The following is a 25,067-nucleotide window of genomic DNA, read 5'->3' on the forward strand; positions in this document are numbered from 1 at the left end:
TGGCGGCTATGACGCAGGCGTGGGCGGCAATCCGCATCCTGACGAGGATGTGTTGGCAATCCCCCTCAAAACCGGATAGAATCGCCTGTAATAACGGGCCGCGAATGGACCCGATGGCAACGAGCAGGCGTAATGGACACCAACACCCTTGCGATGGCGCAGGAGATTGATTTCTCCTTGCTGGCGCTTTTCGCGCGCGCAACCTTCACCGTGAAACTGGTCATGATCGGGCTGCTGGTCATGTCGGTCTGGTCATGGGCCATCATCCTTCGAAAGCACATGATGTTCCGCGCCGCGCGGGGCGAGGCTTCGGTCTTCGACCGGGCCTTCTGGTCGGGCGAGCCGCTGGACGAGTTGTTCGAGAAGATCGGCCCGGCACCCGAGGGGCAAAGCGAGAAGATTTTTGCTGCGGGCATGATTGAATGGCGGCGCAGCCACAGGCAGGACGGCGGGCTGATCGCCGGGGCGCAATCGCGCATCGACCGCGCGATGGATGTGGCCATCGCGCGCGAAAGTGAACGGCTGAATGCCGGACTGAGTTTCCTCGCAACCGTCGGCTCCACCGCGCCGTTCATCGGTCTGTTCGGCACGGTTTACGGCATCATGCATGCCTTCACCCAGATCGCCGCGACCAAGAACACCGACCTTGCCACCGTGGCGCCGGGGATTGCCGAGGCGCTGATGGCGACCGGCATCGGCCTTGTTGCCGCCATCCCGGCAGTCGTGTTCTACAACAAGCTCAATGCCGACAGCGAACGCATCCTTGGCGGCTATGAAGCCTTCGCCGACGAATTCGCCACCATCCTCTCGCGCCAGCTGGACGCCTGAGCCATGGGGGCCGGGGTAGCCAAGAAATCGGGTGGGGGCGGGCGTCGCGGGCGGCGTCGCGGCCATTCCAGCGCGATGGCGGACATCAACATCACGCCCTTCGTGGACGTGATGCTGGTGCTTCTGATCATCTTCATGGTGGCGGCACCGATGCTGACCGTCGGCGTGCCGGTGAAGCTGCCGGAAACGGCGGCGGCCAGTCTGCCGACCGAACAGGAAAAGCCGCTGGCCATCACCATCGGGGCGGATGGCAAGCTGTTCCTGATGAACAGCGAGGCCGATGAGGCGACGCTTATCCCGCAGCTTCAGGCCATCGCCGCCGAACGGACCTCGGACAAGATCTTTCTGCGGGCCGACGGTTCGGTGCCTTACGAACGCGTGGCGCAGGTGATGGGTGCGCTGAATGCGGCGGGCTTCCGCAATATTGGTCTTGTGACCGACAGCAATGGCCCCTTGATGGGCGCGGCCGCCGGTGGCGGTGCCGCCGAGCCGAACCAGTAGGTGATGCCGATGCTGCGCGCATGGCTGGGCAGGGTCGATAAAAGCGTCTGGATCTCCGGCTCGGGGCATCTGGTCGTGATCCTGTGGGTGCTGTTCGGCGATGTGCTGTTCAGCCCGCCACCGCCGCCCGAACCCGAGGTCATGTCGGTCGATACGCTGACCGAAGCCGAGTTTGCCGCGATGGAGGCGGCATCCGGCGGCGTGGAAAGCACCGCGGAACCGCAGGAGAGTGCGCCCTCCGCATCTGTCCAGCCGCCGGAACGGCCCGAGCCGCCCGCGGCGAGGCCCGAACCACCTGCGCAGGTGGTCGGGGAAACCCCGCCACCCGAACCTGCCCCCCAGCCAGAAGCCGAGCCGTTGCCCGATGAGGTGCCGGTTGCCGAGGTTGCCCAGCCCGAGGAGGTGCCGGAACCTGTGGCGCCGCCTGCGGAGCAGGAACAGCCGGTTGCGGTCATTCCGTCCTCGGCCGTGCCGCGCCCGCGCCCGGCGGCGCGCGTGGCGCCGACGCCAGAGGACGCCCCGGCAGAAGATGTGCCCGAAGCCGAACAGGTGCAGGAGCGTGTGTCCGAAGAGGCGCCGCCCGAAGCCCCGGTGGTGGAACAGGAGCAGGAGGCGACCGCCCCGCCCGAGGCCACGACCGAAGTGGTGACCGAGGCCACGGAAACGCAGGAGGCTCCGCAACTGGCGCCGACTGCTTCGAAACGCCCGCGTGCGCGGCCCGCGAAGCCTGATCCGGTTGCAAAACCCGCAGAACCGGCAAAACCGACCCAGACGGCCAGTTCACAGAACGCGGAACAGTCGCAGGCTGACCGGGCCGCCACCGAAGCGGCACTGGCCGAGGCGCTGGGCGAAGCGACCGAGACACCGGCCCCGAAGCCCGCCAATCAGAACAGCGCGCCGGGGCGCGGGCTTGCGGCCAACGGCCCGCCCATGTCCTCGGGCGAGAAGGATGCCTTGCGCGTGGCGGTGGAACGCTGCTGGAACGTCGGTTCGCTTTCGACCGAGGCACAGCGTGCGATCATCACCATCCACGTTACGGTCGGTGCGGACAAAAAGCCGGTTGCAACATCAATCGAACTGGCAAGTTCCAGCGCGTCGGATGCGGCCACGCGTCAGGCGTTCGAGGCCGCACGGCGTGCGATCCTGCGCTGCGGCTCGCAGGGGTTCCCTCTGCCAGACGAGAAATATGAAACCTGGCGCGAGCTGGAGCTGATTTTCGACAAGGGGAGGATCGGGCTGTGAAGTGGGTTTTCCGTGCGGGCGTTCTTGCTTTGCCGTTGCTTTCGGCACCGGCTGCGGCACTGCCATCCTTCGGGACATGGGATGATGCCCGGTTGGCGGCGGCTGTCGCCCCCTGCTGGAACGTGGCCAGCCTTTCCGAGGGCGCGCGCAGGGCACGCTTCACCGTAGCCTTTACTCTGGACGCGGCGGGCAAGCCAGCAGACAGAAGCTTTCGTCTGGTCGAAAGCACGGCTGGCGGTGCCGTGGGGCAGAGGGCATTTGCGGCGGCCCGCAAGGCCGTGCAGCAGTGTGGCAGGACCGGGCTACCTGTCCCGCCCGGCTGGCGCGGCGGCACGGTGCAGTCGCTGTTTGCTCCGCAGGGCGGGCGCGGCTGATGCGCCGTGCGATATGGATACCGGGCCAACCCGGACGGAACCGGGGAAGGGCTTGCGCGCTTTCCCCTTTTGGACAGGCAGGCTGCTGGCTGAAAAGCAAGCCTGTCGCAGGAACAGGAACGAGGGTCAGATGAACCGTCTCCGCCAAATCTTCACCGCTTTCGTGGCCGTGGCCGCATTGGCCGCCCCGGCGATGATGGCCACCCCGGCCGAGGCGCGGCTTTCCATCACGCTGGGCAGCCCGGTCGTCGAGCCCATGCCTTTCGCCCTGCCGACCTTTGTGGATGAGGGCGGTGCGGGCGATCTTGCGGCACAGATCTCACAGGTCGTGGCCTCCGATCTGGCAGGCACGGGTCTGTTCGAGCAGATCCCGACCACGGCCTATATTCAGCACATCACCTCTTTCGGGGCGCCGGTGTCCTATCCTGACTGGCAGGCGATCAATGCACAGGCGCTGGTGACCGGGGCGGTGCAGGCGTCCGGCGGGCAGGTGGTGGTGAAATTCCGCCTGCATGACGTGTTCGCCAATGCCGAATTCGGCGACGGCCTGCAATTCGTCGGCACGACCGACAGCTGGCGCCGCATGGCGCACAAGGTGGCCGATGCGGTTTACAGCCGTATCACCGGCGAGACCGGCTATTTCGACAGCCGCGTGGTCTTCGTGTCGGAAAGCGGACCGAAGAACCAGCGCCAGAAGCGTCTTGCGGTGATGGATTACGATGGCGCGAATACCAGCTATCTGACGGATTCCTCGTCCATCGTGCTGGCGCCGCGCTTCTCGCCCACGGGGGACCGTATTCTGTTCACCTCCTATTCCTCGGGCTTTCCGCAGATCTACCTGATGGATGTGGGCAGCCTTGCGATCCGGGGCCTGGGCGAGCAGCCGGGCACCATGACCTTTGCACCCCGCTTTTCGCCCGACGGGCGGACAGTGGTGTTCAGCCTTGAACGCGGCGGCAATACCGACATCTATTCGCTGGACACCGGATCAGGGCAACTGTCGCAGCTGACCAATTCGCCAGCCATCGAAACCGCGCCCTCGTTCAGCCCCGATGGCAGCCAGATCGTGTTCGAAAGTGACCGCTCGGGCACCCAGCAGATCTATGTGATGCCCGCGCGCGGCGGAGAGCCGACGCGGATTTCCGGCGGTGCCGGTCGCTATGGCACCCCGGTCTGGAGTCCGCGCGGCGACTATATCGCCTTCACCAAGCAGAACCAGGGTCGCTTCCACATCGGCGTGATGCTGAAGGACGGGACGGAAGAAAAGCTTCTGACCGCTTCCTATCTGGATGAAGGCCCGACCTGGTCGCCCAATGGGCGGGTCATCATGTTCACCCGGCAGGACGCGGGCGGTGAGCCTGCACTTTATTCGGTCGATGTATCGGGGCGCAACCTGCGCAAGGTGCCCACCTCGGGCGCGGCGTCCGACCCGGCATGGTCGCCGTTGCTGCCCTGACCGTAACAAACCTCACGCCGCCGTCGATTCCCCCGGCGGCGGTTCTCTGATAAGCTGGCCCCGTCGAGCTGGCACAACGAAGGACAGAAAAACACATGGCGTATACTGCGAAAGCAATGCTGCTGCTGGCCGTTCTGGGTCTGGCAGCCTGTAACAACCCTGACCGCTATGGCGCGGGCGGGCCGGGCGGCGCCGGGGCCAATGGCGCGGGCGGCATCGGGACCGAGGGGCTGGGCGGACCCAGCGATCCGAACTCGGTGGCCTATTTCAACCAGACCATCGGTGACCGCGTGCTGTTCCTTGTCGATCAATCGACCCTGTCGCCCGAGGCGCAGACCATTCTGGCGCAACAGGCCCAGTGGCTGCAAAGCCATGCCGATTACGCGATCATCGTCGAAGGCCATGCCGACGAGCAGGGGACGCGCGAATACAACCTTGCACTGGGCGCCCGTCGCGCCAGCGCGGTGCAGAACTATCTGATTTCGCAGGGCGTGGCGGCCCATCGGATGCGGACCATTTCCTACGGCAAGGAACGCCCGGTCGAGGTTTGCCCCTCGGAAGCCTGTTTCTCGAAGAACCGTCGTGCGGTGACGGTGCTGTCGATGGGCGCGGGGGCCTGAGCGGATGAACCTGCGTTTCGCGGCGCTCGCCCTGCTGCTGATGTCCGGTTCCGCCTTTGCGCAGGACCGGGCGCAGACGCTGGCCGACATCAAGGCCGAGCTTGCGGCGTTGAACGCACAGTTCACCGGCCTCAAGCAGGAACTGATCACTACGGGGGCCATCCAGAACGGGGCAGCAGGCGGCAATGCGCTGCAACGGCTCGATTCCATCGAGGCGGCGCTGATGCGGCTGACCGCGCAGACCGAACAGGTGGAACTGAAAGTGAACCGCGTGGTCAGCGACGGCACCAACCGCATCGGGGATCTGGAATTCCGGGTGACCGAGCTTGAGGGCGGCGATGTCGGATCGCTGCCGCCAGCGCAACCCTTGGGCGGGGGCGATGCGCCCGCCCCTGTCGCAACCGCCCCGACCGCCGGGGGGCCCGAGCTTGCTGTGGGCGAACAGGCAGACTTTGACCGAGCCAAGGAGGTGCTCGGTCAGGGTGACTTTCGCACCGCCGCGGAGAAGTTTGGTGCCTTTGCCACGGCCTATCCGGGCAGCCCCCTGATGCAGGAGGCGCAGATCCTGCGGGGGGACGCTCTGCAACAGGTGGGTGATACCGCCAATGCGGCGCGGGCTTGGCTCGATGCCTTTTCGGCGCAGCCCGAGGGGCCGAAGGCTGGCGATGCGCTGGTGCGTCTCGGGCAGGGGCTGGCCGATCTGGGGCAGGTCTCGGATGCCTGTGTGACCTTGCAGGAAGTCGGCACGCGCTTTCCCGGTTCCACCGCCGCAGCCGAGGCGCAGGGCAAGATTGCGGCACTGGCCTGCCAGTGACCGGCCTGACCGACGCCGCGCTGCTGGAGGCTGTGCGTCACACCTTTGACAGGGCGCGGTCAGATCCGGCCGCGCCTTTTCGCATCGGAGTGGCCGTGTCGGGCGGTGGCGATTCGCTGGCGCTGTTGCATCTCTTGCACCTTGTGGCGCCAGATGCGGGATATGACCTCCACGCTGTGACGGTTGACCATGGCTTGCGGCCCGAGGCGGCGGCCGAGGCAGCGCAGGTCGCTGACTTCTGCGCCGGGTTGGGTCTGCCACATGACACGTTGCGCTGGTCCGGGCCGCAGCCGACCGGCAATCTGATGGATCAGGCCCGCCGTGCGCGTCTGGATCTGATCGCCGGTTGGGCACGGGCGCGCGGGATCGGCCATGTCGCGCTGGGCCATACGGCGGACGACCGGGCCGAGAGCTTTCTGATGAACCTTGCGCGCGCTTCTGGGTTGGACGGGCTGTCGGGAATGCGTGCGGTCTGGGCCGATGCCGGCGTGATCTGGCACCGCCCGCTGCTGGGGCAGACCCGCGCCGCGCTGCGCGATTATCTGCGGGGCCAAGGAATCGGGTGGATCGACGACCCCAGCAATGACAATGACCGCTTCACTAGGGTTAAGGCCCGACGCGCGCTGCGCGCGCTGGCGCCGCTGGGGATCACGGTTGAGCGGCTGTCGGGGACGATCGACAACCTTGCAGTCGTGCGCGCCACGCTGACCGGTGTGACGGCGCAGTTCGCGCGGGGAATAAGAGAGGAGTCTGGCGCGCTGGTCCTGCCGCGCGACTTATGGGCGGGCTGGCCCGAGGAGATTCGCCGCCGTCTGCTCATTTGCGTGATCCGCTGGATGAATGGCGCCAGCTACCCGCCTCGCGCAGCACAGATCGCGGCACTGGCCGCCGGGCTGGACCTCGGGCGCGATGCCACGCTCGCTGGGGTGCGCTTTCGTGCAAGGGGCGATCATGTGCTGATCACCCGCGAAGCCCGCGCCACCATGCCGCCAGTGGTCTGGGGCATGACATGGGATCATCGCTGGCAGGTGCAAGGTCCTGGCGGTGAGAGCCTGCATATCGCGGCTCTGGGTGCCGAGGGCTTGCGCCAATGCCCCGACTGGCGGCAAAAAGGCCCGCGCGAGGCGCTGATCGTCAGCCCGGCGGTCTGGCATAAGGATCGGCTGATTGCTGCCCCGTTGGCCCGGAACGAGCCGGAATGGGGTGCGACTCTCGGCCCATCCTTCGGAATGTTCATCTTGGCGCATTGAACCCCCGCGCCAGATGTCTATTTTAGGGCAAAAGATGCGGCAGGGGTCACCCGCGCCGCCCCCTTTAGGAGTTCCTCGTGGGCAACGCACGCAATATCGCTTTCTGGGTGGTCCTGTTCCTGCTGATTCTGGCGCTGTTCAACATGTTCAGCGGCAATACGACCACCACGGCCTCGCGCAATCTTTCCTATTCTGAATTCATCGCGCGGGTCGATCAGGGGCAGGTCTCCAGTGTCACGCTGGATGGCGAGCGGGTGATCGTTCGCGGCAAGGACGGCAATACCTATTCCACCATCAAGCCGCAGGGCGAAGAAGTCACTGATCGCCTGATCGACAAAGGCGTCGAGGTGCGGGCCGAACCGCAGGAGCAATCGGGCTTCCTCAACCTGCTCAGCCTCTGGCTACCCTTCCTGATCCTCATCGGTATCTGGATCTTCTTCATGAACCGGATGCAGGGCGGCGGGCGTGGCGGTGCCATGGGCTTCGGCAAGAGCCGGGCGAAGCTGCTGACCGAAAAGCATGGCCGCGTGACCTTCGATGACGTGGCCGGCATCGACGAGGCCAAGGAAGAGCTGGAAGAGATTGTCGAATTCCTGCGCAACCCTCAGAAGTTTTCGCGTCTCGGCGGCAAGATCCCCAAAGGTGCGCTGCTGGTCGGTCCCCCCGGCACGGGTAAAACCCTGCTCGCGCGCGCCATCGCGGGTGAGGCGGGCGTGCCGTTCTTCACCATCTCGGGTTCCGACTTCGTGGAAATGTTCGTTGGGGTCGGTGCATCCCGTGTGCGCGACATGTTCGAACAGGCGAAGAAGAACGCGCCTTGCATCGTGTTTATCGACGAGATCGACGCCGTGGGCCGTGCGCGCGGCGTGGGTATCGGCGGCGGCAATGACGAACGCGAACAGACACTGAACCAGCTTCTGGTCGAGATGGACGGGTTCGAGGCAAATGAAGGTGTGATCATCGTCGCGGCGACCAACCGTAAGGATGTGCTGGACCCGGCGCTGCTGCGCCCCGGCCGCTTCGACCGCCAGATCCATGTGCCGAACCCCGACATCAAGGGCCGCGAGAAGATCCTGACCGTGCACGCCCGCAAGGTGCCGCTTGGCCCCGATGTGGACCTGCGCACCATTGCGCGTGGCACGCCGGGCTTTTCGGGCGCTGACCTCATGAACCTCGTGAACGAGGCGGCGCTGATGGCTGCCCGTGTCGGACGCCGCTTCGTCACCATGGATGACTTCGAGAATGCGAAGGACAAGGTGATGATGGGGGCGCAGCGCCGGTCCATGGTGCTGACGCAGGACCAGAAGGAAAAGACTGCCTATCATGAGGCTGGCCACGCAATCGTCGGCATGGCGCTGCCGAAATGCGACCCGGTCTACAAGGCGACGATCATTCCGCGCGGCGGCGCCCTTGGTATGGTGGTTAGCCTGCCCGAAATGGACCGGCTGAACATGCACAAGGACGAGGCCAAGCAGAAGATCGCCATGACCATGGCGGGCAAGGCGGCCGAGATCATCAAATACGGCGAGGAAGGCGTATCCTCCGGTCCCGCCGGCGATATCCAGCAGGCCAGCAGCCTGGCGCGCGCCATGGTGATGCGCTGGGGCATGTCGGATGCCGTGGGCAATATCGACTATGCCGAAGCGCATGAAGGCTATCAGGGCAATACCGCCGGTTTCTCGGTTTCCGCTCATACCAAGGAAATGATCGAGAACGAGGTGAAGCGACTGATCGACGACGGATACGAATCGGCGCGGCAGATCCTGATCGAGAAATCGGAAGAGTTTGAACGGTTGGCCAAAGGGCTTCTGGAATATGAAACCCTGACCGGCGACGAGATCCGCAAGGTCGTTGCGGGCGAAGTTCTCGGCGATGATGACAGCGCGCCGGGGGATGGCGGATCGTCGGTTCTGGCGATTCCCAAGACCAAGCCCAAGACGCCGAAGTCCGACGGCGGGCTGGAGCCAGAGCCGTTGGCTTGACAGTCAGCGCGAACAAAGGCTGGAACCCCGGAGCTTGTGCAAAGTTCCGGGGTTTGCATTTGCGACCGACGCTGAAACTGATCGGGCAGATCGGTGCATTGCCCGCCGCTGCCGGTAGTGGAGCTGGGATGATGTGCCGACGCTGCGGCCGAGTCGCTCCGGGCCGTCTTTTCGCGTCGGCACCTGACCGGACTGGATAACGCGCCTGCCATGCTGGACGCGGCGCAGCCTGCCGAAACCGAGGATTGGCAGCCGCGGCGCCACCGGCGCTCATCTTTTCCAATGTGGGGCTGCAACTGCTGCCTGATCACGCACGGCTGATCCTGCATCCGGCGGCTTCTGTCACCCGTGGATGCCGCGTTGGCGTTGGAACCCACATATATGCAGCGGTTTGAGGCGGTGGCCGAAGTGACAGCCATGCGTCGGTTTCCTGCGCGGTTCTGCCAAGCTGGGGCAGCCCGCTACCGCCGCTTGCGATGCAGCGCTGGTGCTGGCTTTTCCGCGGTTGCCCGGCGGCGCCTTGATGCCGTTCCGCCGGGTGTTCTTTGTGCTCGTCAAAGGATGAAGTCGCTGGCGCGCAGCACTGACAGCCCCAGCACATCCACCGCGAAATCCGCCCTCGTGTCGCCGTCGAGGTCGATGAAGGCGCGCGATCCTGTAGCCGTGGTGATGAAACGTGCCTCACCTGCCTGACCGCTGAAGGCTGTGGTGCCGATGAAGGTGCCGGTGGCGATCACCTGATCGAAATTCAGCTTGTCGCCCTCCGCGCGGCTGAAATCAGCGATCAGGTCATGGGGCGCGCCTGCAGCGCTTTCGCCGCGCGCGATATATTTGAACTCGTCCGCCCCCGCGCCGCCGAACAGCCGGTCGGCGCCTTCGCTGCCGATCAGCACATCGTCGCCCGCATCGCCACGCAGGGTGTCGTGGCCATCGTTGCCGAAAAACAGGTCGTTGCCTTCCCCGCCGTCCAGCACATCGTTACCGTCGCCGCCATAAAGGATGTCGCGCTGCGCGCCGCCAGTTACCGTATCGTTGCCAGCACCGCCATCCAACTGGTTGACGCCCTCGCCGCCGAAGATACGGTCACGCCCGGCGCCGCCCGAAATGACATCGCGGCCTGCATCGCCATAAAGCCGGTCATTGCCGTCTTCGCCCCTGATGGTGTCATTGCCACTGCCACCATAGGCGGTATCGTTTCCACCGCCCATCTTCAGCAAGTCATGGCCATCGCGTCCGTCGAAACGGTTGGCGTTGAAGGCATTGCTTTCCGGCAAATCCGTGATCTTGTCATTGAAATCGCTGCCCCGGACATTGTTCACACCAGTGATGCGATCCCCCTCGGCATCGCCGCCAAAGCTGGTGCTGGTGTCGCCCGAGATCAGCCGCACGTCCACCGCCGCGGATGATCCCGTGTAGAACACCCAGTCCGTGCCGTCAGCGCCACCCGAGATCGAATCGGCGCCCGCGCCCCCGATCAGTGTGTCGCTTCCACCACCACCGGAGAGCGTATCGATACCGGCCCCGCCGTCCAGCAGGTCGTTGCCGTCAGCGCCGCCCATGTCATCGCGTCCGGCCCCGCCATAGATCGTGTCATCCCCTGTTGCACCGAACAGCGTATCATCATCGCCTGCCCCGTCGCGGGAGGGATCGCCGTAAAGGATGTTGTCCAGTTCGTTGCCGCTGATCCAGTCTTCGCCCGAGGAACCGCTCGCATTTTCTATGGCGCCATGCACCACAAGCGAGGTGCCCCAGTTCCCGATATGGTAGAAGAAGCCACGCGCCTGACTGGATACGCCGTTTTCGACATAGCCGTCGAGCCGGATGGATGTCGGAAGCGCGTAGCTGCCCTGAAAGATCAGCCAGTCCTTGCCCGACCCGTCGTCGGTTTGCGTCCGGCTTTTGCCGGGGCTTTCGTCAATCACATAGATATTGTTCGCCATGGGTGCTTTCCTCACGCGGGCACAAAGCTCGACTGACCGGAGAATGGCATATCGGTTGACCTTGCGCTTGCTCTGATCGGGGTATGCGGATTCCTCCTCGTGTGTCGGTTTCGGAAGTGCGATTTTCCTGAAGGGAAAACTTCCTTACAGGCGCGCGGATTTCCGATCGGAAACGGCGACTGGCGATTTTGCGTTGGCTTAGGTCGGAATCCGTCCTGTGGCACCCTGTTCATGTCGGTATCGTGCGACCCATGCCAGAGCGGGTGCCACACCCAAGGGAGAAGAAGAATGGCCTTCAAGACCGACATCGAGATTGCGCGCGAAGCAAACAAGAAGCCGATTCAAGAGATCGGCTCCAAGCTTGGCATTCCGACCGAACATCTGCTGCCCTATGGCCATGACAAGGCCAAGGTGAGCCAGGATTTCATCAAGAGCCTTGCGGGCAAGCCCGATGGCAAGCTGGTGCTGGTGACGGCGATCAACCCGACCCCGGCAGGCGAGGGCAAGACCACCACCACCGTGGGTCTGGGCGATGGTCTGAACCGCATCGGCAAGAAAGCGGTGATCTGCATCCGCGAAGCCTCGCTTGGCCCGAACTTCGGGATGAAGGGTGGCGCGGCCGGGGGCGGCATGGCGCAGGTCGTCCCGATGGAGGAAATGAACCTCCACTTCACCGGCGATTTCCACGCCATCACCAGCGCGCACAACCTGCTGTCGGCGATGATCGACAACCACATCTACTGGGGCAACACGCTGGGCATCGACGAACGCCGCGTGGTGTGGCGTCGCGTGATGGACATGAATGACCGTGCACTGCGTGACATCGTGGTCAGCCTCGGCGGCGTGTCGAACGGCTTCCCGCGTCAGACCGGGTTTGACATCACCGTGGCCTCCGAAGTCATGGCGATCCTCTGCCTGTCGAATGATCTGGAAGACCTCCAGCGCCGTCTGGGCGACATCGTGGTGGCCTATACTCGCGAGAAGAAGCCGATCTACTGCCGCGACATCAAGGCCGACGGCGCGATGACGGTTCTGCTGAAAGACGCGATGCAGCCGAACCTCGTGCAGACGCTGGAAAACAACCCGGCCTTCGTGCATGGCGGCCCCTTCGCCAATATCGCCCACGGCTGCAACTCGGTCATCGCCACCAAGACCGCGCTGAAACTGGGCGAATATGTGGTGACCGAAGCCGGCTTCGGCGCGGACCTTGGAGCCGAGAAGTTCTTCGACATCAAGTGCCGCAAGGCGGGGCTGAAGCCTTCGGCCGCCGTGATCGTGGCGACCGTGCGCGCGATGAAGATGAACGGCGGCGTCGCCAAGGCCGATCTGGGCACCGAGAATGTGGATGCCGTGAAGAAAGGTTGCCCGAACCTTGGCCGTCATATTTCCAACGTGAAGGGCTTTGGCGTGCCGGTTGTGGTCGCCATCAACCACTTCTACAGCGACACCGATGCCGAAGTGCAGGCCGTGAAGGACTATGTGGCCGCACAGGGCGCCGAGGCGATCCTCTGCAAGCACTGGGCGCAGGGTTCGGCCGGCATCGAGGATCTGGCCAAGAAGGTCGTGCAACTGGCTGAAAGCGGTGCCGCCAACTTCTCGCCGCTTTACCCCGACGAAATGCCGCTGTTCCAGAAGATCGAAACCATCGCCAAGCGCATCTATCATGCCGACGAGGTGCTGGCCGACAAGTCGATCCGTGATCAGCTCAAGACCTGGGAAGCTGCGGGCTACGGCCATCTCCCGATCTGCATGGCGAAGACGCAATACAGCTTCACCACTGACCCGAACCTCCGTGGCGCACCCACTGGCCATTCGGTTCCGGTGCGCGAAGTGCGCCTGTCTGCCGGTGCGGGCTTCATCGTGGTGATCTGCGGCGAGATCATGACCATGCCGGGCCTGCCGAAAGTCCCGAGCGCCGAGGTCATCCGCCTGAACGATCAGGGCTTCGTCGAAGGCCTGTTCTGATCACGGACCGGGGCCGCCTTGCCATCGCCCCCGCGAGGGATTACCTCGCGGGAAACTCACTGGAGGTTGCGATGAAGGCCCCGTCCGACTGCCATAGCATGACCGAACTGCGCGCCGAAATCGACGCGCTTGACGCTCAGATCGTGGCACTCTTCAAGCGGCGGTCCGGTTACATCGACCGGGCCGCCGAACTCAAACCCGCCGAGGGGCTGCCCGCCCGGATCGACGCGCGCGTCGAGGAGGTTGTGGCCAAGGTCCGTGCGAGGGCCGAGGCCGAGGGGCTGGACCCGGCGCTGATCGAATCGCTCTGGCGGCAGTTGATCGACTGGTCGATCGCCCGCGAGGAAAAAGTGCTGGGGGCCTGACCCCCGAAGGGTCGGAAATGACGGCAACCCTGATTGACGGCAAGGCCATTGCGGCCCGCATGGTGGAAGAGGTCCGCGCCGAGGCGACAGAGCTTGCCGCGAAGGGCTGGGCGCCAAGGCTGGTTTCCATCTCGGTAGGCGATGTGGCGGCGGCGGAACTCTATGTCCGAAACCAGCAACGGCAGGCCGAGGCTGCGGGACTGGCGTTCGAGGCGCGCAATTATCCTGAAACCATCAGCCTTGAGCAATTGACCGGCGTGATGATCGGCCTGAACGCCGATCCGCGGGTCAATGGCATCATCATACAGCGGCCGCTTCCGACGCATATCCCTGTGAAGGCACTGCAAAAGGCCGTTCACCCGCTGAAGGATGTCGAGGGGATGCACCCTTCCTCCATCGGCAATATCGTTTACAATGATCTGGCGCTTGGCCCCTGCACCGCTGTCGCGGCGGTGGAGATACTGAAGACGCTGCCCCTGAACATCGAGGGGCTGGACGTCTGTGTGATCGGTCATAGCGAGATCGTGGGCAAGCCCATCGCCTTTCTGATGATGGGGCTGGGGGCCACGGTCACCGTCTGCCACCACATGACCCGGCAGGTGGCGGTTCACAGCCGCGCCGCCGATGCGGTCTTCGTTGCGGTGGGCAAGCCCGGCCTTGTCACCGGCGAGATGCTGAAGCCCGGTGCCGCGCTGATCGACATCGGCATCAACCGGGTCGAAGGCAAGACCGTGGGTGACGCCGATTTCGAAAGCTGCGCCAAGGTTGCGGGCTGGATCACCCCGGTTCCCGGTGGTGTCGGTCCGGTGACGGTGGCGACCCTTCTGAAAAACGCGGTTCTGGCGACCCGCATGCAAATGGATCATTACAGCGCCGCCTTCGCGGTCGAACGGTAGGGAGAACGGACATGACGGCGGCAATCATTGACGGCAAGGCTTTTGCGGCCAAGGTGCGGGGCGAGGTGGCAGCCCATGTCGCGCGCCTGAAGGAAGAACACGGCATCCAGCCCGGTCTCGCGGTTGTGCTGGTCGGCGAAGACCCGGCGAGCCAGGTCTATGTGTCATCGAAAGGCAAGCAGACGGTCGAGGCTGGCATGGCCTCGTTCGAGCACAAGCTGGAGGCTGATACCTCGGAGGCTGATCTGCTGGCGTTGATCGACCGGCTGAACAAGGATCCGAAGGTGCATGGTATCCTCGTGCAATTGCCGCTGCCGGGGCATCTGAACTCTGAGCTGGTGATCAACTCGATCGACCCTGCCAAGGATGTGGATGGCTTCCACATCTCGAACGTGGGCCTGCTGGGCACCGGGCAGAAAAGCATGGTGCCCTGCACGCCGCTCGGCTGTCTGATGATGCTGCGCGACCATCACGGCAAGCTTGCGGGCATGAATGCGGTCGTGGTGGGCCGGTCCAACATCGTCGGCAAGCCGATGGCGCAACTGCTGCTGGGCGACAGTTGCACCGTGACCATCGCGCATAGCCGCACCAAGGATCTGGCCGCCGTCTGCCGTGGCGCCGACATCCTCGTCGCCGCCGTCGGTCGCCCCGAGATGATTACCGGCGAGTTCGTGAAACCCGGCGCCACCGTGATCGACGTGGGTATCAACCGCATCGAACGCGACGGCAAGACCAAGCTGGTTGGCGACGTTGAATTCGCCTCGGCCGCCGCCGTGGCCGGTGCCATCACCCCGGTGCCCGGCGGTGTCGGGCCGATGACCATTGCTTGCCTTCTGGCCAATACGCTCACCGCCTGTTGCCGGGCCAACGGGCTTTCAGAGCCGTCCGGCCTGACGGCGTGATAAATATATGACGGCCCGCGGTAAACCTGTGGCTTAAATGCATGTCCCGTCCGGGCTGACCGGACGGACAGATTGCGCCTCGCTGCGATTGCATCTATCCCTTCGGATAGGTTGTAAGTGTTTCTGGTGCAGATGGCTGCTTTCCTCGCCACATTGATTGCTGACTTCCGCAGCAGGGTTCCTCTTGTCGCATGGGCAGTGGTTACACTGACCATCGGAATATCGGGTCCTTTCGGAAGCTACGTCGCGCTTGATCTGCCTGCGCGGCTGCTGTTCTGGGGCGTGATCGCCGCCATGGGCATTTCGGTCGGCGCAGCGATCCGTGCCTTCGTTCATACCGTCATCGGGCTGAGCGACCTGCAACGCGGGGCGTTTCTTGTGGCGGTGATGTCAACGCTGATCATGACGTTGCCGCTACATGCTCTGGCAGACCGGATGTTCGATCCTGACAAGGCGACTGCACCGAACCTGCCGGATATCGCGCTGTTCATATTTGCCACATCGCTTGGCATCGGGGCATTTCGCCATTCGCGCGAGATGCGACCAGAGGAAGAGGCCAGCACTCTGGTCCCGCTTGCACCGGAACCGCCGGATGACGATTCGCAGGCGGCGCAACTTCCGCGTGTAGTGCAGCGCCTCGACCCTGAGCTGCACGGACGTCTGATAGCGATGTCCGTGCGCGATCATTATGTCGATGTCTATACCTCGCAGGGCAAGGGCAGTCTGCTGATGCGGTTTGCGGATGCGATGGACGAAACCGGCGAAGAAGAGGGCGTGCAGATTCACCGCTCGCATTGGGTATCCTGGGGAGCCATCAAGGGGGTCGAGCGCGAAGCCGGCCGGATCTGGGTGCGTCTGTGTCCCGAGTTGCGCCTGCCGGTCAGCCGCACTCACCGCGACAAGCTGGAAGAACGCGGTCTGCTTTGAGCGGCAGCCGCATAGGGCAGCGCCAGACAGCGCCGCCCTGTGGCAATCGCCAATGCGTCAGGCCCCATCAAAGCCGCCAGTTCGGTTGCGCCGCAATCCAGCCCGCCGGTGTAAGTGCCATAGGCGGGCAGGATCAGCCGGGCGGGATCTGACAGCAGGAAACAGGGGCGACGCTGCCCGGCGAGCGTCAGTTTCGGATGATAATGTCCCGAAACCTCGGCGGACGCATCGGAAGCCGCGATATGGCGAAAGTGCAATCGCCCGATGCGCCTTTCCGCCAAATGGCTGCCGCCGATGGTGCCGGGGCCGGGGTCGTGATTGCCTTCGATCCACAACCAGTCCCGCCCCGCCATCAGCCGCAAGAGCCACAGCCGATCTTCCGGCTCCATCTCGTCACTTGCAGCGAGGTCATCAAAGCTGTCGCCCAGACAGATCACCCGCCTCGCCCCGGTGGTCTCTAGATCGGCGTCAAGCCGCCCCAGCGTCGCCCGCGTCTCATAGGGTGGCAACAGACTCCCGCCGCGCCGCGCCAGACGTGCCGATTTGCCGAAATGCAGGTCCGATACGACAAGCAGATGCTCTTCCGGCCAATGCAGCGCGCCCGAGGGCAGCGCCCGCAGCGCATGGCCGACAAAGGTGAAGGCAAGGGCTTCCATGCCTCCGATCTGCCGCAGCGCGGCCCGTTTTGCAACTTTGCTTCTTGGCTAAATACTCACCTTTGCGACAGCGCCACTTGGTACTCAGCGCAGGCTATCGCGCAGCGCCTCGCCATAAAGGATCATGGTGCAATCGCGTCCCGCGGCGGCATCCGCCACAGCGGATCGCATACCAGCCGCATCCGCCACTCCGATGACCTGCCAGCCGCAGGCGCGCGCGATCGCGCCAAGGTCAGGCGTCAGGATGTCCACACCCAGCGGCGGCACGTTCTGCGCGATCATGGCGGACTTGATTTCGCCATACCCCTTGTTGTCATAGCACAGCAAGATGACCGGCGCGCAGGCTTCAACGGCCGTGGTCAGTTCGGCCAGCGTGAATTGCAAGCCGCCATCGCCGATCAGCGCCAGCACCGGCTGCCCTTCGGCCAGTGCGGCGCCAGTCGCGGCGGGCAGGCCGTAGCCGAGCGTACCAAAGCCGGTGGCCGAGTTGAAATAGCCCCCCGGTCGCCCTGCCGCGAAGCCCATGTTGCCAGCATAGACCGCCTGCGTGCTGTCACCCACGATCAGCGCACCGGGCAGCGTGTCCCGCAGAAGATCCAGCAAGGCCAGATCGCCGCGAAGTGGCGCAGGCAGGGCGGAAAGTCCGGTTTGCGCGGCGGCGGCGCGGGCGGCGCCATCCTGCGTGTCGCGCGGGGTGATGGCGGCAAGCAGCGCGGCTGTGCCTTCACCTGCGTCGCCGGTCAGGATCAGGTCGGGGACCTTGCCGCGATGGGTTTGCACCGGGTCGATGTCCAGCCGGATCAGCCGTCCGGGGATGGCGAAACCACCATCTTCATACATGTCGTAATCGGTCGGCCCCAGCTCGGTACCCACCGCCAGCACCACATCCGCCCCGGCGATCAGCGCGCGGGTTTCCGGCATCGAAGCGGTCAGCGTCACCGCCAGCGGATGCCCCGGCGGCAGGATGCCGCGTGCGTTGGTCGTCATCACCAGCGGCGCATCCAGCGCTTCGGCCAAAGCGGGCAGGGCGGTCGCACGGGTGGCACCGCCGCCTGCAAGGATCACCGGCGCGCGAGCCGCAGACAGCATCGCCGCCGCCTCGGCCACCGCCGATTGTGCCGGGGCAGGGCGCGGGGTGCGCGCGGGTTTGGGCAGGGGCAGGTGCCCGGCCGGGGCCAGCATCACGTCGATGGGAAGCTCCAGATGCACGGGCCGCGGGCGGCCACCCTCGAAAAGCGCGAAAGCCTGCGCCAGCGCGGTGGCCAGTTCTTCGGGGCGGTGAACGGTGCGGCTGAAGGCGCTGACCCCGGCGACCATGGCCTGCTGGTTCGGCAATTCGTGCAGCCAGCCCTCGCCCGAGCCCATGCGGCCATGGGCGTTGACGGTGGAAATCACCAGCATCGGCACCGAATCCGCGTAGGCCTGCCCCATAGCGGTCAGGATATTCGTCATGCCGGGGCCGGAGATGATGAAACACACGCCCGGCCGCCCACTGGCGCGGGCATAGCCATCGGCCATGAAGCCCGCCCCCTGTTCGTGGCGCGGCGTGACATGGCGGATGCCGCTGCCCGAAAGGCCACGGTAAAGCTCGATCGTATGCACACCGGGGATGCCGAAAACGGTGTCCACCCCATAGGCGCGCAGGGCCTGCGTCAGCCAGACGCCGGTCGAGATGTCGGTGCTCATCGGTTACTTCGCTTTCCGCAATTGCCAGAGGGTCTTGCCCAGGATCACCGCCACCACGATGGCGATCAGCACCACCGAGATTGCGGCGATGGCCGGGTCGATATTGTCGCGCAGCCCCATCCACATCAGCCGCGGCAGCGTCACCGCATTGACCGAGGTGATGAACAGCGTCACGCCGATCTCCTCCCATGACAGCACGAAGGTCAGGAACAGCGCGGTCAGCAGGGTAAAGCGGATATTGGGCAGGATCACCCCGAACACCCGCGTCAGCACGCCGGCACCCATGGACCGCGCCGCAAGGTCGATGCGGCGGTCAAGCTGCGACAGTGCGACCGAGATCAGCACGACGGCGAAGGGGGCGATCATCACCGCATGGGCCAGCGCCACCCCGGCCCAGGTGTCATAGGCGACGATGCCGTTCACCTTCGACAGCGTGATGAGGAAGAAATAAAGCGTCAGCGCCGAAACGACCGGCGGCGCCACCATCGGCAGCAGGGCCAAGCCCATCAACAGCCCGGCAAAACGCGGCTGCAACATCCAGATTCCCAGCGCGAAGGCCGTGGCCAGCGCCGTTGCCACCGCTGAGGCGACTAGGCCGATGCGGATGGACAGCCAGATGCCCTCGGCCCAGACCGGCTTGTCGATCAGGCTGCGGTAATGCCGCAGCGACCATTCGGCATCGGGGACAGACAGATAGCGGTTCGGGGTAAAGCTGACCGGGATCACCGCGATCAGCGGCATCAGCAGGAACACCGCGATCAGCGCCGCAAGGATCAGCGGGATCGGGCCGGGGCGAAGCTGGATCATCGGGCGGCTCCTTTCGTCTGGCGCAGCATCAAGGCCAGCAGGGCGCCGACGGCGATCATCAGGATCACGCTGATCGCGGCGCCAAGGCCCCAGTCCGGGCTTTGGAAGATGCGCAGATAGATCAGCTCTGCCACCATCACGCTGCGCCCGCCGCCAAGGATCGCCGGGGTGACGAAGAAACCCAGTGCGAAGACGAAGACCAGCAGCACGGCGCCAAGGATGCCGCTTTTCGTCATCGGCACGAAAACCTGCCAGAAGATGCGCGCACGGCTGGCCCCCATGCCGCGCGTGGCCATCAGCACACGCTCATCCACTGCGCGCATCGACGAGGCGAGCGGGAAGACCGCGAAGGGGATCAGGAAATGCACCATCCCCAGCACGACGCCAAATTCGTTGCGCACAAGCGTCAAGGGTTCGGAAATGATGCCAATCGTTTGCAGCCAGCCATTGACCAGCCCCTTGTTCGACAGAAGTGCCAGCCAGCCGAAGGCCCGCGTCAGCACCGAAATCCAGAAGGGGATGAGGATGCACAGTTCCACCACCAGCCGCGCCACCGGACCGCCGCGCACCCAGACCAACGTCATCACATAGGCCGCCGCGACCGACAGCACCGTCACCAGCGCGCAGATGCGCAGCGTGCGCCAGACCACCCCCAGCACCAAAGGATCGGTCAGCGCGGTGCGATACTGCCCAAGGCCGGGTTCGGGCAGGGTCACGCTCCATTGCATGACGCCAAGGAAGGGCACCAGATAGGCCGCGCCGAGCAACAGCAGCAGCGGGCCAAGCAGCAGGATGTGGCGTGAGGTCATGGCTATTCCAGTTCTGGGCCGCCCCCGGCACATGGCCGGGGACGGCGAAGGACTCAGGCCGAGATGATCTTGAGGTATTCGTCCAGCGCCGGGCCGTAGTTTTCTTCATACCACGTCATGTCGAGCGGGATCTGAACCGCGAAATTCGCCGGATCCACGGGGTTATACCGCGCGTCCTCGGCGGGCAGCATCGCATCCGCTGCCGGATTGGCCGGGCCTTGCCCCAACATGCGGAACATGACGATCTGCTTTTCGGGGTCTTGCGCCGAGGCGATGAACTGCATTGCGGCGGCCGTGCCACCCGGATTGCCCTTCACCACACCCATGGCACCGGGCGCGATCAGGCCCTGATCCCAGATGAAGGCCACGTCGCCCTCGCTGTCTTCCTCGATCAGCTTCGCGCGGGTTGACCAGATCAGCGCCATCGACGCCTCGCCGTTCAGGAGGATCGACTGGCTTTCCGAACCACCACCCCAGAAGGCCACCACATTGTCCTTGAAGGCGGCGATCTTGTCATGCGCGCGCTTGAGGTCGAGCGGATAAAGCGCATCGGGCGCCACGCCATCGGCCAGCAACGCCGCCTCCCACATGCCTGCGCCCCATTTATACATACTGCGCTTGCCGGGGAATTTCTCGGTATCGAAGAAATCCGCCATGGATTTCGGCGGGTTGTCTTTGAACTTCGTCGCATCATAGGCGATGATGTAGCTGTAGAAATAGCTGGAGGCCGAATGGTCCCAGCCGAAGCCGGGGCGCATCTTGCCCTTATCGACCACGGTGTAGTCGATTTTCTCCATCATGTCCTTCTTGCCCAAAGCCTCGGCCGAGAAGGGATCGACATCCACGATGTCCCAGGACGGTTTGCCGCTTTCGACCTGCGCCGCGATGGCGCCTTCGGTCGGGCCGGAGCCGTCCTGCTTCACGGTGATGCCAGTCGCTTCGAGGAATGCCTTGCCGTAAGCCTCGTCATAGGCGGTGCCGGCGTCGCCGCCCCAGTTGACGAAGACCAGTTCCTTGGTTTCAGCCATTGCCGGGGTGGCGCGCAGGCCAAGCGCCGATGTGCCCAAAAGCAACGCAAGCCCGGTGGTGAAATCGCGGCGCGAGATCTGGCCGCGTTTCAGCCGGGTTTGCAGGATGTCCACGCAGTCACGTTCAAAAGGACCGTTCATTGCTATCTCCCTGTTATTGTTCGGTCTTACAGGTGCCGCCCGTGGCAGGGCGGATCGTCAAAGCAGAAAGCCGCGCGCGGGGTCCCATGTGGCCCAGACGGCCGCACCGGGGGCGAGGCCCTCGGGCAGGCTGGCGGTGGGTTGATGCAGGACCAGCGCCACACCGCCCGGCGTTTGTAGCGAAAGCCGGGTCTCGGCGCCCAGATAGGTCAGGTCTTGCAGCGTGGCGGCAATGGCATTGCCTTCGGTGGGCTCGGCCAGGGAAAGCGCCATGTATTCAGGCCGGATTGCCAGATCCCCCTCAGGGGCATCGGTCTGGACCGCGCGGCCCTCGATCCGGCCACCGCTGACCGGCAGGATGTTGATGTCGCCCAGAAACTCGGCCACGAAACGATTGGCCGGGCGTTCGTAAACCTCGCGCGGGGCGGCAAGCTGTTGCAGGCGACCACGCTCGAAGATGGCAACGCGCGAGGATAGCGCCAGCGCCTCTTCCTGATCATGGGTCACGAAAACGAAAGTGGTGCCGGTGTCGCGGTGGATGCGGCGCATTTCATCCTGCATCTGGCCGCGCAGGTTCTTGTCGAGTGCCGAGAAAGGCTCGTCCAGCAACAGGACCGGCGGCTCATAGGCCAGCGCGCGGGCGAGTGCCACGCGCTGCTGCTGGCCCCCCGACAGGCCGGCGGGGCGTTTGTGGCCATGGCCGCCAAGACCCACCATTTCCACCATCTCGGCCACGCGGCGTTTGACCTCGGTCGCGCTCCGGCCCTGCACTTTCAGCGGAAAGGCGATGTTGTCCTCGACCGACATATGCGGGAACAGGGCATAGCCCTGAAACACCATGCCGAAACCGCGCGCCTCTGGCGGCATCGCCGTCATGTCGCGGCCATCCAGCGTCAGGCGTCCAGACGTGGGCGGTTCGAACCCCGAAAGCACGTTGAGAAAGGTGGTCTTGCCCGAGCCGGAGGGGCCGAGCAGCGTCAGGAACTCGCCCCGCGCGATGGTCAGCGTGATGTCGGCGAGGGCGGTGAACTGGCCGAACATCTTGCCGATTCCGGTGGCGCCGATTTCTGCTGCTTGGCTCACGGATTCTTCCCTGTTGGGGGAGAGGCTCTCCCGTCGTCAGGGGAAGCGTGGAATCCGCGCCCCCGAAAGGCAACCGAAAGTTTTTCGCCTGCTTGTGAAATGAAATTTGTTGATTGCTGATATTGCTTCGCTTGGCGCCTATTCCTGCGGCAGTTCCGCCCGCAGCCAGCCCCGAAACGCCGCACTGGCGGGATTGTCAGCCTTTTCAGGGGGGACCACCATGAAATAGGACCGTGGCGAGCGTAGCGCCAGATCGAAGGGTCGGATCAACAGGCCCGTCGCCATGGCCTGCTGGCAGATGAATTCATCCCCCATTGCCACACCTTGTGCGCCCAATGCGGCGGCATAGACAAGGTTCATGTCGGAAAAGCGGATGCCGGTCTGTGCTGCCTCGGTCGGCAGGCCCGAGAGGTGAAACCACATCTCCCAATCCGCGAAATCGGTCAGATGCAGCAAGGTGGCGGACAAAAGCGCCTGCGGCGTATCCATCCCCTCGCGCCGGTTCAGCAGGATTGGGCTGCACAGGGGGGTGAACTCCACCTCCTTCAACAGCTCGACTTCCATGCCCGGCTGATTTCCAAGGCCGAAGGTGATGAAGACATCCACGTCCGGGTTGCTGACGTCATCCAGTCGACGGGGTGTTACCACCGATACGATCACATCGGGAAAGGCGTCCGAAAAACTGCCAATCCTCGTGCAGAGCCAGCTTGAAGCGAAACCGGGCGGGCAGCTGACGGTCAGTGCGCCGGTTACGCCCCGAGCCGCGTTGCGGGTGGCTGAGCCGGAAATGACGGCCAGCGCCCGCCGCACGTCGATGGCATAGGCAAGCCCCTGCGGCGTCAGTTCGACCCGTGTGCCGATGCGGTTCATCAGGCGGAAGCCCAGATCGCGCTCCAGCAGCCGCAATTGATGGCTGACCGCGCTGCGGGTCAGGTTCAGCTCGTCCGCCGCCTGCCAGACGGTGCCATGCCGGGCAAAACTTTCCAGCGCGCGCAGCGCCTGGGTCGAGGGGATGCGGGACATCATGCTCTCCGGGTTCTGCGGTGAGGCTAGTCGCAGTTTGCGGGCCTTTCCAGCGAAAGGTGAAATCCGTTTGCCGATGGCGGGAAGAGGTTTCACTTTTTCCGACGACACTCCGGCGGTAGCCCTGAAGGGGCGGGCTTTCCCGCGTTCAAGGCAACAGGAAGCTGCGCCGTGACCACGACCGACCTTTCGCCCGCCCAGAGAACCGCGCTCGCAGCCGTGGCCGCCCGCCGGTCCGATCTGTCGGACTGGTGCGCCACGATCTTTGACCATGGCGAGACGGCATGGCGCGAATACCGCTCTGCCGAATGGTATGTGGCGCGTCTGCGGGCCGAAGGTTTCACGGTCGAGGAAGGTTCGGCCGGGATGCCCACGGCCTTCTGCGCCGAATGGCATAATGGCGCGGGGCCGGTGATCGGCATGTATGCCGAATATGATGGCATTCCCGGCAATTGTCAGGCGGCCAGCACGCGGCGCGAACCGCGCGCGGGGCTGGGATTTCAGGCGGGCGGGCATACGGACCCGCATTCGGGTCTCGGCATCGCGGGTCTGGGCGGCGCGCTGGCGGTGAAGGCCGCGATGGAGCGCCATGGCATTCCCGGCGGCATCCGCTTTACCGGCGAACCGGCCGAGAAGGTGCGCGGCTCGAAGCCCATCCATGCCGCGAAGGGCTATTATGACGGGCTGGCGGCGATCCTGTCGTTCCATCCGTTCTATATGCTGCCGATGTGCAATACCGTGCGCTGGGAAACCCACTGTGGCGCGGCCTATTCCATGGTCTATCGCTTCATCTGCGATACGCCCGAGGCATGGGGCCGCAGCGACGGGGCGCCGATCCCGCAATCGCACAGCGCGATCCGGGCGCCGGGGGCGAATGATGCGCTGAACCTGATGTTCCTGACCTCTAAATCACTGCGCGATTCGATGCTGCCGCATCAGGGGGGCTGGTCGATTTCCGAGGCGATCCTGACCGCCGGGCAGGCCACTGCCGACAACCAGCCTGCCGGGCTGGCCGAGGTGCAATACATGATGCGGGTGCCGACGCTGGCGATGGCCGAGGCGGTGACCGCAGCGCTGGACCGCAATGCCGAGGCGGCGGCGGCGATGACCGGCTGCCGGTGGGAACGGCACTGGGTCTGCAAGTCGCGCCCCGGTCTGGCCAATCACGCCATGGCTCGTGTGGTCTGGCAGGCGATGCAGACAGTTGGCGCCCCGGTCTGGGATGACAATGCAGCAGCAGTCGCGCGCGAGATTCAGGCCAATCTGGGTCTGACCCCGATGGACGATCCCTTTATCCCTGAGATGTCGCGCCTGATCGACCCCGAGGCGGCCGAGGCGATCCTGCGCCACGACCTGCCGCCGTCGCAGAAGAACTCCACCTCGGACGACTATACCGACATGACATGGCACGCGCCCACCGCGCGGTTCTACATCGCGCGCCCCGCTCTGCGGGCCCCGGCGGGCTATGCCTATCCAGCTTGGGTAATGAACGCGCTGAGCGGCATTCCGGCCACCATCGACCCGATGGTTCAGCGCGCCGCCGAGGTGCTGGCGCTGTCGGCGCTGCGCCTGCTGGAAGATGCTGGCGCGCGCACCGCCGCATGGGATGAATTCAACCGTCGCACCGGCGGCGGTGTCGGCAGCGCCGACTGGATCGCGCCGCTTTGCGATTACGACCCGCCGGTGAACTTTCGCTGGCCCGAATATGTGACAACCCCGCGCGGGCGGGACTGGTGGATCCCCTCTGCCATGCCCGGCGCCTGAACAGGAGA

At 64.7% G+C, this 25,067-nt stretch carries 23 protein-coding genes; 15 read left to right on the forward strand and 8 right to left on the reverse strand.

What is annotated here, in order from left to right; translation table 11 throughout:
- The first annotated feature begins 132 nt into the window (after positions 1-132).
- The 9 genes from tolQ (at position 133) to ftsH (ending at position 9,067) form a co-directional block, all read left to right on the forward strand.
- Entirely contained in the window at positions 133-828 is a 696-nt protein-coding gene (tolQ, locus tag D2N39_RS08300; RefSeq protein ID WP_119134295.1) for a protein TolQ, read from the forward strand.
- Positions 829-831: 3 nt separating this feature from the next.
- The gene (gene tolR, locus D2N39_RS08305) at positions 832-1,329 is read left to right on the forward strand and encodes a protein TolR (RefSeq protein WP_119134296.1); all 498 of its coding nucleotides are present in this window, start codon (positions 832-834) and stop codon (positions 1,327-1,329) included.
- 9 nt (positions 1,330-1,338) lie between these two features.
- Positions 1,339-2,571: a cell envelope biogenesis protein TolA gene (locus D2N39_RS08310; protein WP_119134352.1), complete on the forward strand. Its 1,233-nt coding sequence runs from the start codon at positions 1,339-1,341 to the stop codon at positions 2,569-2,571.
- Positions 2,568-2,945 carry a hypothetical protein gene (locus D2N39_RS08315; RefSeq protein ID WP_119134297.1) on the forward strand — a complete coding sequence of 126 codons (378 nt, stop codon included), beginning with the start codon at positions 2,568-2,570 and terminating at the stop codon, positions 2,943-2,945. The genes D2N39_RS08310 and D2N39_RS08315 overlap by 4 nt, the downstream gene beginning before the upstream one ends.
- A 193-nt stretch (positions 2,946-3,138) precedes the next feature.
- A complete protein-coding gene (gene tolB / locus D2N39_RS08320) occupies positions 3,139-4,401 on the forward strand; it encodes a Tol-Pal system beta propeller repeat protein TolB (protein WP_233557092.1) in 1,263 nt (420 codons plus the stop codon).
- Positions 4,402-4,496: 95 nt separating this feature from the next.
- Positions 4,497-5,021, forward strand: coding sequence for a peptidoglycan-associated lipoprotein Pal (pal, locus tag D2N39_RS08325; RefSeq protein WP_119134299.1), 525 nt, complete (start codon positions 4,497-4,499; stop codon positions 5,019-5,021).
- A gap of 4 nt (positions 5,022-5,025) precedes the next feature.
- Entirely contained in the window at positions 5,026-5,835 is an 810-nt protein-coding gene (gene ybgF, locus D2N39_RS08330; RefSeq protein WP_119134300.1) for a tol-pal system protein YbgF, read from the forward strand.
- Positions 5,832-7,085: a tRNA lysidine(34) synthetase TilS gene (tilS, locus tag D2N39_RS08335; protein ID WP_158589794.1), complete on the forward strand. Its 1,254-nt coding sequence runs from the start codon at positions 5,832-5,834 to the stop codon at positions 7,083-7,085. Before ybgF ends, tilS begins: the two co-directional genes overlap by 4 nt.
- Positions 7,086-7,162: 77 nt before the next feature.
- Positions 7,163-9,067: an ATP-dependent zinc metalloprotease FtsH gene (ftsH, locus tag D2N39_RS08340; protein ID WP_119134301.1), complete on the forward strand. Its 1,905-nt coding sequence runs from the start codon at positions 7,163-7,165 to the stop codon at positions 9,065-9,067.
- A gap of 554 nt (positions 9,068-9,621) precedes the next feature.
- On the opposite strand, the gene D2N39_RS23555 is transcribed toward ftsH, so the two are convergent.
- The gene (locus D2N39_RS23555; RefSeq protein WP_119134302.1) at positions 9,622-11,007 is read right to left on the reverse strand and encodes a calcium-binding protein; all 1,386 of its coding nucleotides are present in this window, start codon (positions 11,005-11,007) and stop codon (positions 9,622-9,624) included.
- Positions 11,008-11,295: 288 nt separating this feature from the next.
- On the opposite strand from D2N39_RS23555, the gene D2N39_RS08350 reads away from it, so the two are divergent.
- The 5 genes from D2N39_RS08350 (at position 11,296) to D2N39_RS08370 (ending at position 16,062) form a co-directional block, all read left to right on the forward strand.
- Positions 11,296-12,972, forward strand: coding sequence for a formate--tetrahydrofolate ligase (locus D2N39_RS08350; RefSeq protein ID WP_119134303.1), 1,677 nt, complete (start codon positions 11,296-11,298; stop codon positions 12,970-12,972).
- A 71-nt stretch (positions 12,973-13,043) separates the two neighbouring features.
- Positions 13,044-13,337 carry a chorismate mutase gene (locus tag D2N39_RS08355; protein WP_119134304.1) on the forward strand — a complete coding sequence of 98 codons (294 nt, stop codon included), beginning with the start codon at positions 13,044-13,046 and terminating at the stop codon, positions 13,335-13,337.
- A gap of 17 nt (positions 13,338-13,354) precedes the next feature.
- Positions 13,355-14,233, forward strand: a complete 879-nt coding sequence (locus D2N39_RS08360) for a bifunctional 5,10-methylenetetrahydrofolate dehydrogenase/5,10-methenyltetrahydrofolate cyclohydrolase (RefSeq protein ID WP_119134305.1) — start codon at positions 13,355-13,357, stop codon at positions 14,231-14,233.
- Between the two features lie 11 nt (positions 14,234-14,244).
- Positions 14,245-15,135 carry a bifunctional methylenetetrahydrofolate dehydrogenase/methenyltetrahydrofolate cyclohydrolase FolD gene (gene folD, locus D2N39_RS08365; protein ID WP_119134306.1) on the forward strand — a complete coding sequence of 297 codons (891 nt, stop codon included), beginning with the start codon at positions 14,245-14,247 and terminating at the stop codon, positions 15,133-15,135.
- A gap of 117 nt (positions 15,136-15,252) precedes the next feature.
- A complete protein-coding gene (locus D2N39_RS08370; RefSeq protein WP_119134307.1) occupies positions 15,253-16,062 on the forward strand; it encodes a LytTR family DNA-binding domain-containing protein in 810 nt (269 codons plus the stop codon).
- Here the strand turns inward: D2N39_RS08370 and pdeM are convergent.
- The 7 genes from pdeM to D2N39_RS08405 form a co-directional block, all read right to left on the reverse strand.
- Positions 16,026-16,718, reverse strand: coding sequence for a ligase-associated DNA damage response endonuclease PdeM (pdeM, locus tag D2N39_RS08375; RefSeq protein WP_119134308.1), 693 nt, complete (start codon positions 16,716-16,718; stop codon positions 16,026-16,028). The two genes, D2N39_RS08370 and pdeM, sit on opposite strands and share 37 nt — an antisense overlap.
- Positions 16,719-16,802: 84 nt before the next feature.
- A complete protein-coding gene (locus D2N39_RS08380; protein ID WP_119134309.1) occupies positions 16,803-18,404 on the reverse strand; it encodes a 5-guanidino-2-oxopentanoate decarboxylase in 1,602 nt (533 codons plus the stop codon).
- A 3-nt stretch (positions 18,405-18,407) separates the two neighbouring features.
- A complete protein-coding gene (locus D2N39_RS08385; RefSeq protein ID WP_119134310.1) occupies positions 18,408-19,211 on the reverse strand; it encodes an ABC transporter permease in 804 nt (267 codons plus the stop codon).
- Entirely contained in the window at positions 19,208-20,020 is an 813-nt protein-coding gene (locus D2N39_RS08390) for an ABC transporter permease (RefSeq protein ID WP_119134311.1), read from the reverse strand. Before D2N39_RS08390 ends, D2N39_RS08385 begins: the two co-directional genes overlap by 4 nt.
- Positions 20,021-20,073: 53 nt before the next feature.
- A complete protein-coding gene (locus D2N39_RS08395; protein ID WP_119134312.1) occupies positions 20,074-21,189 on the reverse strand; it encodes an ABC transporter substrate-binding protein in 1,116 nt (371 codons plus the stop codon).
- A 57-nt stretch (positions 21,190-21,246) separates the two neighbouring features.
- Entirely contained in the window at positions 21,247-22,272 is a 1,026-nt protein-coding gene (locus D2N39_RS08400; protein WP_233557087.1) for an ABC transporter ATP-binding protein, read from the reverse strand.
- Between the two features lie 138 nt (positions 22,273-22,410).
- On the reverse strand, positions 22,411-23,295 hold the full coding sequence (locus tag D2N39_RS08405) for a LysR substrate-binding domain-containing protein (RefSeq protein ID WP_119134355.1): 885 nt from the start codon (positions 23,293-23,295) through the stop codon (positions 22,411-22,413).
- Between the two features lie 171 nt (positions 23,296-23,466).
- Here D2N39_RS08405 and D2N39_RS08410 point away from each other — a divergent pair, with 171 nt between their 5' ends.
- Complete coding sequence (locus D2N39_RS08410; RefSeq protein ID WP_119134313.1) at positions 23,467-25,059, forward strand: zinc-binding metallopeptidase family protein; 1,593 nt, start codon at positions 23,467-23,469, stop codon at positions 25,057-25,059.
- The last annotated feature ends 8 nt before the right edge of the window (positions 25,060-25,067 follow it).

Source organism: Gemmobacter lutimaris, from assembly GCF_003570715.1.
GTDB classification, from domain to species: domain Bacteria; phylum Pseudomonadota; class Alphaproteobacteria; order Rhodobacterales; family Rhodobacteraceae; genus Gemmobacter; species Gemmobacter lutimaris.